Raw genomic sequence first — 9,578 nt, 5'->3', positions numbered from 1 at the left:
AATTTGAGGCTAAGGCTACCTGGTTCGCGTGCTGCTCGTTCCTGTCTATTCCGAGAGGCAACGCAACTGACGACCAGCGGCACGGTTGAACGAGTAGCTGGGAGTGAAGCTTGTCACGTAGAAACTCATGGTCATGCCTAAGATACCGCTGACCGACGACGAATAACTGAATCCGTCGTTGCCGACGCCGCCCGGTACGCCCGAAATGGACCAGCGGTTGCCCGGGGCGGTGCCGCTTGTCCCGTTTATTCTGAGAGGCAACGCAACTGAAGACCGAAGCCGCGACTGTCCAGCGTAGTCGGATTGAGCCTTTGTACTCCGAAATTCAGGGTTATGCAACAGGCATACTCTTCACGGGGAGAGGTAGCGGGGGAAAAACCGAAACCTCCGTCGCCGACATTCCAAGCTTTACCGTCTCCGTAACCGCGGTAGCCCGGGGCGGTGCCGCTCGGCACTCGAACCGGCTTTTCTCTACCCAATGGCCGTCTCTATCCTAAGTGCCTCTACCCCAAACAATCGGCCTGCCTCGACTTCAAGTTAGGGTAGAGGCTGCCATTAAAAGACGCTGTGCGTCCCCCGTCTATTCCTCCGAGAGGCAACGCAACTGAAAACCGCAGGCGCGGGCATTCGCGTTCCCCGGATGTAGGTGCGATACGTCGAAATCCAAGGCTATTCCGTTGCGCTTGTCGGTGGAGGCTGAATAACTGTAGCCGAGCATACAGATGCCCCATAAGGTTCCCGTCGTATGTCCGCGCCAGCCCGGGGCGGGAGAGCCGGACGGAGGCGTGAAATTCCGTCTAAAAATTCATATATTTGCAACAACTTACTCCAAAATCGGGGTGGGGAGAAGGGCGCTCGCAGAGAGAAAGAAAGGTGGGGCGGCGAACGCGAATAACTGTAAAATATTTATATTCTGACGACTATGATGTTCTTGCAGGCTGCCCAGGCGGCGGCGAAACCCGAAACGATCGGACTGGGATCGCTGATCCTCGCCGGCGGATGGTTGATGATTCCGTTGGCGCTTTTGTCGGCGATATCCATCTTTATCTTCTTCGAACGATTCTGGATGGTGAGGCAGGCTTCCGACAAGATGGATGCCGGGTTTATGACCAAAATCAGGGACTTGATCTACGAACGGAAGATCGAGCAGGCGATTCAGTACTGCCGCACGAGGAGGAGTCCGGTCGCCAGGATGATCGAAAAGGGGATCATGAATCTCGGGAGGCCGAAGGCGGATATTCAGGCGGCGATCGAAAATGTGGCCAATCTGGAGGTCTCGAGGCTGGAGAGCGGTTTGCCGTTCCTCGCGACGACGGCCGGAGGGGCGCCGATGATCGGCTTCCTCGGAACGGTGCTCGGGATGGTGCAGGCGTTTATGGACATGGCGGCGGCGGGAGGGTCGGTCGATCTCTCGATCTTGGCCAGCGGGATGTACACGGCCATGATTACGACGGTCGGGGGGCTGGTGGTCGGGATTCCGGCATACTTCGGGTATAACTTCCTCGTGGCCAGGATCGAAAAGGTGGTCTTCCAGATGGAGGCCAATACGATCGCTTTCATGGATATCGTCACGGCTAAGGAGAATCCGACGGGCGGCGGGAGGATGCTCTAAGGGGGGCGGGAGCGGATGCGGCTGGTTGTTTTACGTTACACAAGATAGTGCTCATTTACGATGGCCATTAAACGGAGTTCTAAAATAGATATGGGAGGGGGAAGCGCGTCGCAGACGGACTTGATCTTTCTGCTGCTGCTCTTCCTGATGATCTCCACGACGCTCATCAACCCGAATGCGCTCAAACTGTTGCTGCCGAAGAGCAGCAATGCGAATAAGGAGAAACCGTATACGACGGTCTCGATTACGGCTGATCTTCAGTATTTTGTCGAGATGGAGCAGGTGTCGTTCGATCAGTTGGCGGGGCGGCTTCGCACTCGCCTGGAGGGGGTCGAGGAGCCGACGATATCGTTGCATTGCGACCGAACGGTGCCGGTGGACGAGGTGGTCAAGGTGATGAATATCGCGCGGGACAACAAATACAAACTGGTGCTGGCGACGGCGCCGGAGTAGGGCGTACTGAGAGGGAGGGAGGCGGCAGGGTTAAGGATACGAAGAAATATATACGACTATGAATGCTGAGAATACGGTTAAAACGTGTTGCGAACGGGCGGTGGCCGCGCTGTATGGCGGGGCGGTGGCCGAGGTGCAGATTTCGAAAACCAGGAAGGAGTTCGAGGGGGATTATACGCTGGTCACCTTTCCGCTCCTGAAAATCAGCCGAAAGGCGCCGGAGGCTACGGCGAACGAGATCGGGATTTGGCTGCGGGAGAATTGTGCCGAGACGATCGGGAATTTCAATGTCATCAAGGGATTTCTGAACCTGTCGCTCACGCCGGCGTATTGGATCGGCGCGATGGCGGAGATGAGGGGGGAGCCTAATTATGGCTTCGTGTGTGACAATGGGCGGGCGGTGATGGTTGAGTACAGCTCGCCGAACACCAACAAGCCGCTCCACTTGGGGCATATCCGGAACAATCTGTTGGGATATTCGGTCTCGAAAATTCTGGAGGCGAACGGATGCAATGTCTTGAAAGCCAATCTGGTGAATGACCGAGGGATTCATATCTGCAAGTCGATGCTGGCGTGGCTCAAGTTCGGGGAGGGGGAGACGCCGGAGTCGAGCGGGATGAAGGGGGATCATTTGGTGGGGAAATACTATGTGGCGTTCGATCAGGCCTATAAGGCGGAGGTGCGGCAGCTGATGGCGGAGCGTGGGCTGGACGAGGAGACGGCGAAGAGGGAGGCGCCCATTATGCGCGAGGCGCAGGAGATGCTCAGACGGTGGGAGGCGAAGGATCCGGAGGTCTACGGGCTCTGGGAGCGGATGAACGGATGGGTCTACAAGGGGTTCGACGAGACTTACCGGGCGTTGGGGGTGTCGTTCGACAAGGTCTATTACGAATCGAATACGTATCTCTTGGGGAAGGAGCTGGTGCAGAGGGGGTTGGAGAACGGGGTCTTCTTCCGGAAGGAGGACGGGTCGGTGTGGGCGGACTTGACGGGGGACGGGCTGGATCAGAAGCTCCTCTTGCGGGGGGACGGGACGAGTGTCTACATGACGCAGGACTTGGGGACGGCGGTGCAGCGGCACGGGGAGTACGGGCTGGACGAGATGGTCTATGTGGTGGGGAACGAACAGAATTACCATTTTCAGGTCTTGAAGCTGATCCTCAGGAAGTTGGGGTATGAGTGGGCGGACGGGATTTTCCACCTCTCGTACGGGATGGTGGAGCTGCCGGAGGGCAAGATGAAGTCTCGCGAGGGGACGGTGGTGGATGCGGACGACCTGATTGCGGAGATGGTGGCGACGGCGAGGGCGGTGGCGGTCGAGGCGGGAAAACTGGACGGCTTGTCGGACGAGGAGATTGCCGAAATCTCGCGGATGGTGGGCTTGGGGGCGCTCAAATACTTCATCCTCAAGGTCGATCCGAAGAAGACGATGTTGTTCGACCCGAAGGAGTCGATCGATTTCAACGGGAATACGGGGCCGTTCATTCAGTATACGTATGCCCGGATCCGGTCGTTGCAGCGGAGGGCGGAGGAGCAGAAAGGGGAGGGGAGGGTTGCTTCTGCGGCGGATTTCTTCGACGGGCGGGTGCCGGAGGCGAAGGAGATCGAGCTGATCAAACTGCTCACGGAGTTCGGAGGGGTGGTGCGCGAGGCGGGAGAGGCGTTCTCGCCGGCGATCGTGGCGGCTTATGCTTATGAGCTGGCGAAGGAGTTCAATCAGTATTATCACGATTATCCGATCCTGCGGTCGGATGTGGCGGCGGAGGATCGGGCGTTCCGGTTGGTGTTAGCGGGCGAGGTGGCGCGGATCTTGGCGCGGGCGATGGGTTTGCTGGGGATCGAGATGCCGGAGCGGATGTAGGCTCTCTTTGTGGGAGGGTTTCGGAAGAATTATTTGAAAAATAGAGATAAAATGGAGCTAATTGATGGAAAAGTGGTGGCTGCGGCGCTGAAGCAGCGGATGGCGGAACGGGTGGCGTCGATGGAGCGGAAACCGTATTTGGTGGCGATACTGGTCGGGCACGACGGGGCGAGCGAAACGTATGTGGGGCATAAGGAGCGGGCGTGTCGCGAGATCGGTTTCCGGTCGACGGTGTTGCGCTTCGAGGAGGATATCACGGAGGAGGCGTTGTTGGGCGAGATCGGGCGGCTCAATGCGGATCCGGAGGTGGATGGGTTCATTGTCCAGATGCCGCTGCCGAAGCATATTTCGGAGCAAAAGGTGATCGAGGCGATCGATCCGCGGAAGGATGTGGACGGGTTTCATCCGGTGAATGTCGGGCGGATGATTCTGGGGTTGCCGGCTTATGTCTCGGCGACGCCGGAGGGGATTTGCGAGCTGTTGAGGTACTATAAAATACCGACGGCGGGACGGCATTGCGTGGTGGTGGGACGGAGCAATATCGTGGGGCGGCCGATGGCTAATTTGTTGTCGGATAAGGAGTTCAATTGTACGGTGACGTTGTGTCACAGCCGGACGGAGAACCTGAGGGAGATTTGTGCGGGGGCGGATATTCTGGTGGCGGCGCTGGGGAAGGCGGAGTTCGTGACGGCGGACATGGTGAAGCCGGGGGCGGTGGTGATCGATGTGGGGATTACGCGGGTGCCGAGCGACAAGACGAAAAACGGGTGGAAGTTGCTGGGGGATGTGAAGTTCGACGAGGTGGCGCCGAAGTGCAGTTATATTACGCCGGTGCCGGGCGGGGTGGGGCCGATGACGATCGTGAGCTTGATGAAAAACACGCTTTTAGCGGCGGAAGGGGCTATTTATGGGAAGTAGATTGTAAAATCATGGAGTGTGAAGTGGAGATAAAAATCGACCGTCACTTTTGTTGTTGCAGGGATTGCTTCTGCCGGAGTTTGCACGGTTTTGGGGGTGGGGATTTTCTTGAGGTTGGGGCTGAGGTTGCCGTGCGTTATTTGGCCGTGGCGGCTCATTGCGCGCCGCGGGCACGCGGGGCCTGCCCGGCCTGAGGGCAGTACCCTCTTGTAGGGCATTCGCGCGCCACGCCTTGAAAAGGGAAATCGTCAAAATGCACTTGTGCGTTTTGACAAGATTTCCCAAGGCGCGCGAAAACGCGGCGGAGCGACAGCGGAGCCGCAGTGAGGCTGACACGGGGCGGAGAACTGGGCCGTGCTTTTGGGCGTGCTGTTCTTCGGGCGGGAAAACCGTAACCGGTTTTCCCGCCGTGCCGGGCCGAGTTTGGGGCTTGGCTGGGGCGGTGAATTGGGCTGTGCTTGTGATCGTGCTTTGGTCTTTACTTTGGGTTGAGAGCGAATATCTAAGTCTCCATGTCAACGGTCGGCCCGCAGCCCTCGGATGCGGGCCGAAATACTCCGCTTTCGCTCCGTCTTCGTTCTCCGCTGGCTGCGGCCGAAAACGAACTCGGCAGATTGGTGATGAATTGGATGGTGCTTTTGCGGTTCGTAGAACCGCCGGGCTTGCGCGCTGGGCCTTCGGCCCACCCGGGGAGCGCGCAGCCCGAAACCAACAGAATGGGGTGAACTATTGGCCTGGCTTTGGGCTGAACCGTTGGTCGTGCTCTTGCGACCTTTTAGGGTCGCGCAGTCCGCCGCCACCCCACGCGGCGGACTGTTGTAGGCTAAGAGCGAATAGCGCGATTTGCAGAATCGCTGGCCTCTTATTGGGGTAGAGGCTGCCCGATCGGAGTGCCCGAAGGCACCGGTGCGGGGAGGCGCGCCGAGGACGAATCTCATAGCAAAGAGGCGTTGCTCTTGCGGCTCGCAGAGCCGCGCGGGCCGGACGCCTCCCCTCGGGAGGCCCGCAACACACCGCTTGCGCGTCGAGAGTTGTCGTTCCTCCCGGGCGTCTGACCCGCTTCGGTTACCGTGAATAAGGCATTGCCAAACGGGGCGGGCGCCCGGGAGTGGCCGCAGTGAGCATGCGAACATTGCGGGCCTCCCGTGGGGAGGCTTCGGCCCGGGCGGTTCTGCGAACCGCAGGGATTTAACTCAAATAGGGTAGAGGCTGGCCGTTATTTGGGCTAGTTCCTGCCGGTTGTTTAGGGTAGCGGCTGCCGGTTTGGGGTATCTTTAGGGTAGACCCGGCCATCAAAAGACGCTTAGCGTCCGTTTATTCCGAGAGGCAGCGCAACTGAAGACCGGCGGCCCGATTACCCGTGTTGCCGGGATTGAGGTTCGTAGTGAGGAAATACAAGTACATGCCACAGTAACGCTCCTCCGAGTAGCCGGACGTGGCTGACCAGCTCTATCCGTGGCTGCCGGCGCACCATAACTGGCCATCTACTCTTTCGCGGTAGCCCGGGGCGCGCCCGCAGGGCGTTTTATTGGCCGTCTCGGTCCTGCTCATTGTCCGCGCGCCTTGGGAAATCTTGTCAAAACGCGCAAGCACATGTTGACGATTTCCCTCTTAAAACGGGTCGCGCGATTTGGCTGAGGGTACTGCGTTCGGGTCGCGCGTGCCCGCGGTGGGCAATGGGCTGGATTTGAGGGGTGAGGCTGCCCGTTGTTTGGGGTAGACACGGCCATCAAAGACGCCTTGCGTCCGTTTATTCCGAGAGGCAACGCAGCTGAAAACCGTAGGCGCGATTGTTTGCGAGGCAGGGAGTGAGCCATGCCGTATAGAAATACAAGTACATTCCATTGGTGTCGCTGATTGCAGAAGTCCAATTGTAACCGCCGTTACCGGTGTAGTTCAGGCTACCCGATCGCCCTTCGTTTCCTGCGTCGCGGTAGCCCGAGGCGGTGGTCTTTCCCCGTTTATTCCGAGAGGCAACGCAACGGAAAACCGTGGCCACGACTGCTTACGTTGCTGGGATTGAAGTTCTGGGTGTTGAAATACAAGAACAAGCTGTTGCTCCCACTGTCAGCGGACGACCAACTGTAGCCGCTGTTGCCTACGTTCACCGGTGTGCCCAATCGCCCATTGTAGCCTGCGTCGCGGAAGCCCGGGGCAGAGCCCACGGCGTTGCGTTTTCGGGCAAAAAATATCCCCCTCCGAGACCTGACGGAATCGAGAGGGGGATTTTTCGACGTCGGTGTGTACCGACTGAAAATATGTGCAAAATGAGTGGTGTCGGGCGGTGGGGTATCGCAAAACCTTGCTGCGAAACTTTACCGCCTGCCGCGGCGCATCATGGCGGCGGCACCGGCCATCCGAGCCATCGCACCTCCTCCGCCGGCGACCATCTTCATCATCTTACGGGTTTGGTCGAACTGCTTCAACAGGCGGTTGATGGCGGCGACATCTGTCCCGCTCCCGCGGGCGATCCGAGATTTCCGGACGCCGTTCAACAAGGAGGGGTTCGCGCGTTCGGCCGGGGTCATCGACTGGATGATGGCTTCGGTCTGTTTGAAGACGCTGTTGTCCATGTCTATGTCTTTCAGGGCTTTCCCCACGCCGGGAATCATCGAGGCCAGATCCTTGATGTTCCCCATCTTTTTGATCTGCTGGATCTGATTCAGGAAGTCCTGCATGGTAAACTGGTCGCGGGCGAGCTTTTTCTGGAGCTTCCGGGCCTCTTCTTCGTCGAACTGTTCCTGGGCGCGTTCGACGAGCGAGACGATGTCGCCCATCCCGAGAATCCGGTCGGCCATCCGTTCGGGGTGGAAGATGTCGAGGGCGTCCATCTTTTCGCCGGTGCTGACGAATTTCAGGGGCTTGTCGACGACGGAACGGATCGAGATGGCTGCCCCGCCGCGGGTGTCGCCGTCGAGCTTGGTGAGCACGACGCCGTCGAAGTCCAGACGGTCGTTAAACTCTTTCGCCGTATTGACTGCGTCCTGGCCGGTCATGGAGTCGACGACGAACAGGGTCTCGGAGGGCTTCACGGCGGCTTTGATGGCGGTGATCTCGCGCATCATCTGTTCGTCGATGGCGAGGCGCCCGGCGGTGTCTATAATAATGGTGTTGAAGGTGCCGCCCTGGCTCTTGGCGTAGCGGATGCCGTTCTGGACGAGGGCGACGGCGTCGGTCTTGTTGTCGGGTTCGGAGTAAACTTCGACGCCGATCTGCTGGCCGAGGACCTTCAGCTGGTCGATGGCGGCGGGGCGGTAGATGTCGCCGCCGATCAGCAGAACGCCGCGCCCTTTCTTCTTCAGGTGGAGGGCGAGTTTGCCGCTGAAGGTGGTCTTACCGGAGCCTTGGAGCCCGCTCACGAGAATCACGGAGGGGGTGTCGCGCAGGTTGATCCCGACGGCGGTGCCGCCCATCAGGGCGGCGAGTTCGTCGTGGACGATCTTGACGATCATCTGGCTGGGGTTCACGGATTTGATGACTTCCTGACCGATGGCTTTCTGTTTGACCTGGTCGGTGAAGGTCTTGGCGACTTTGTAATTGACGTCGGCTTCGATCAGGGCGCGACGAATCTCTTTGAGGGATTCGGCGATGTTGATCTCGGTGATGCGGCCCTGGCCTTTCAGGATCTTGAAGGAGCGCTCTAAACGGTCGCTAAGATTCTCGAACATAGGTGATTATAGATGCTTTTCGTGGGTTACGGCCTGCGCGGGGCGGGCACTGGGACAAAGGTACGAATTTCTCTCGGAACGGCGGACTAAGGGGGTTTTTTACGGGTGGCGGCGGATGAGGTCGGCGACGAGGGGTGGAAGGCCGGCGGCGGCTCGTTCGGGTATGACGGTCAGGGGGTTGGGGATGGCGACGGGGGCGGGGCGGGGGTCGACGAGCCAGACGGGGCTGGCGGGTGGAAGCTGGTAGATGAGGCCGGCGGCGGGGTAGACGGCGAGGGAGGTGCCGATCACGAGGAGCAGGTCGGCGTCGCGGACTTCGCTCAGGGCGCGTTCGTATTCGGGGACGGGTTCGCCGAAGAAGACGATGTGGGGGCGCAGTTGTGCGCCGTCGGGGGCGAGGTCGCCGAGGCGGGTGGGGCCGGGGGCGGGAAGGATCAGGTCGGGGTTGCGTTCGCTGCGGGCTTTGCGCAGTTCGCCGTGGAGGTGGATGATGCGGGTGCTGCCGGCGCGTTCGTGGAGGTCGTCGACGTTCTGGGTGATGACGGTAACGTGGTCGAAGGCGGTTTCGAGTTCGGCAAGGGCGAGGTGACCGGGGTTGGGGGTCACGTGGTCGAGTTGGGTGCGGCGGGCGTTGTAGAAGTCGAGCACGAGGCGGGGGTTGCGTTGCCAGGCTTCGGCGGTGCAGACGTCTTCGATGCGGTGGTTTTCCCACAGGCCGTCGGTGTCGCGGAAGGTGGAGACGCCGCTGTCGGCGCTCATGCCGGCGCCGGTGAAGATGACTATTTTCTTCTGGGATTTCATGGTATGGTTTTTTTGCTTCGAAAGATACGACTTTTCGGCGGGTGTTGTTTCCGGGGTATCGAGGGGGATTTGGGCGGTCTTGGGTAGAGGCTGTCGATTGCCCACCGCGGGCACGCGGGGCCTGCCCGGCCCGAGGGCAGTTTTAGGCGGGGTAATGACCGGATCGCGCGCCGCCGCCTAAAGAGGGAAATCGTCAAAATGTGCTGGCACGTTTTGACAAGATTTCCCCGGCGCGCACTAAGAACTGGGCCAAGCTGCTTAAGCG

Annotated in this window: 10 protein-coding genes; 4 read left to right on the top strand and 6 right to left on the bottom strand. The window is 59.5% G+C overall.

Going from position 1 to position 9,578, the window contains the following annotated elements:
- Positions 1-45 precede the first annotated feature (45 nt).
- From ACTO3O_RS09425 to ACTO3O_RS09415, 3 genes are all read right to left on the bottom strand, one after another.
- Positions 46-261, bottom strand: coding sequence for a hypothetical protein (locus tag ACTO3O_RS09425; RefSeq protein ID WP_297832611.1), 216 nt, complete (start codon positions 259-261; stop codon positions 46-48).
- Positions 246-455 carry a hypothetical protein gene (locus ACTO3O_RS09420; protein WP_297832608.1) on the bottom strand — a complete coding sequence of 70 codons (210 nt, stop codon included), beginning with the start codon at positions 453-455 and terminating at the stop codon, positions 246-248. Before ACTO3O_RS09420 ends, ACTO3O_RS09425 begins: the two co-directional genes overlap by 16 nt.
- Positions 456-580: 125 nt before the next feature.
- Positions 581-718, bottom strand: a complete 138-nt coding sequence (locus ACTO3O_RS09415; protein WP_297623569.1) for a hypothetical protein — start codon at positions 716-718, stop codon at positions 581-583.
- Positions 719-922: 204 nt separating this feature from the next.
- Between ACTO3O_RS09415 and ACTO3O_RS09410 the strand changes: the two genes are divergently transcribed.
- Genes ACTO3O_RS09410 through ACTO3O_RS09395 form a run of 4 tightly spaced genes read left to right on the top strand, consistent with a single transcriptional unit; the run spans position 923 to position 4,844 of the window.
- Complete coding sequence (locus ACTO3O_RS09410) at positions 923-1,612, top strand: MotA/TolQ/ExbB proton channel family protein (RefSeq protein ID WP_297623571.1); 690 nt, start codon at positions 923-925, stop codon at positions 1,610-1,612.
- A gap of 60 nt (positions 1,613-1,672) precedes the next feature.
- Positions 1,673-2,065: an ExbD/TolR family protein gene (locus ACTO3O_RS09405; RefSeq protein WP_294594343.1), complete on the top strand. Its 393-nt coding sequence runs from the start codon at positions 1,673-1,675 to the stop codon at positions 2,063-2,065.
- Between the two features lie 58 nt (positions 2,066-2,123).
- Positions 2,124-3,926 (top strand): arginine--tRNA ligase, encoded by a 1,803-nt coding sequence (argS, locus tag ACTO3O_RS09400; protein WP_297832604.1) that lies wholly within the window; start codon positions 2,124-2,126, stop codon positions 3,924-3,926.
- Between the two features lie 51 nt (positions 3,927-3,977).
- The gene (locus ACTO3O_RS09395) at positions 3,978-4,844 is read left to right on the top strand and encodes a bifunctional 5,10-methylenetetrahydrofolate dehydrogenase/5,10-methenyltetrahydrofolate cyclohydrolase (RefSeq protein ID WP_297832601.1); all 867 of its coding nucleotides are present in this window, start codon (positions 3,978-3,980) and stop codon (positions 4,842-4,844) included.
- A 1,961-nt stretch (positions 4,845-6,805) separates the two neighbouring features.
- On the opposite strand, the gene ACTO3O_RS09390 is transcribed toward ACTO3O_RS09395, so the two are convergent.
- From ACTO3O_RS09390 to ACTO3O_RS09380, 3 genes are all read right to left on the bottom strand, one after another.
- On the bottom strand, positions 6,806-7,009 hold the full coding sequence (locus tag ACTO3O_RS09390) for a fibrobacter succinogenes major paralogous domain-containing protein (protein ID WP_298081089.1): 204 nt from the start codon (positions 7,007-7,009) through the stop codon (positions 6,806-6,808).
- Positions 7,010-7,159: 150 nt separating this feature from the next.
- Positions 7,160-8,512 carry a signal recognition particle protein gene (ffh, locus tag ACTO3O_RS09385; protein WP_297832752.1) on the bottom strand — a complete coding sequence of 451 codons (1,353 nt, stop codon included), beginning with the start codon at positions 8,510-8,512 and terminating at the stop codon, positions 7,160-7,162.
- Positions 8,513-8,611: 99 nt separating this feature from the next.
- Complete coding sequence (locus ACTO3O_RS09380) at positions 8,612-9,313, bottom strand: SIR2 family NAD-dependent protein deacylase (protein WP_297832755.1); 702 nt, start codon at positions 9,311-9,313, stop codon at positions 8,612-8,614.
- Between the last annotated feature and the right edge of the window lie 265 nt (positions 9,314-9,578).

This window comes from Rikenella sp., from assembly GCF_056799795.1.
The sequence above is the reverse complement of the archived record's forward strand: the minus strand, read 5'-3'. Positions and strand labels throughout refer to the sequence as shown.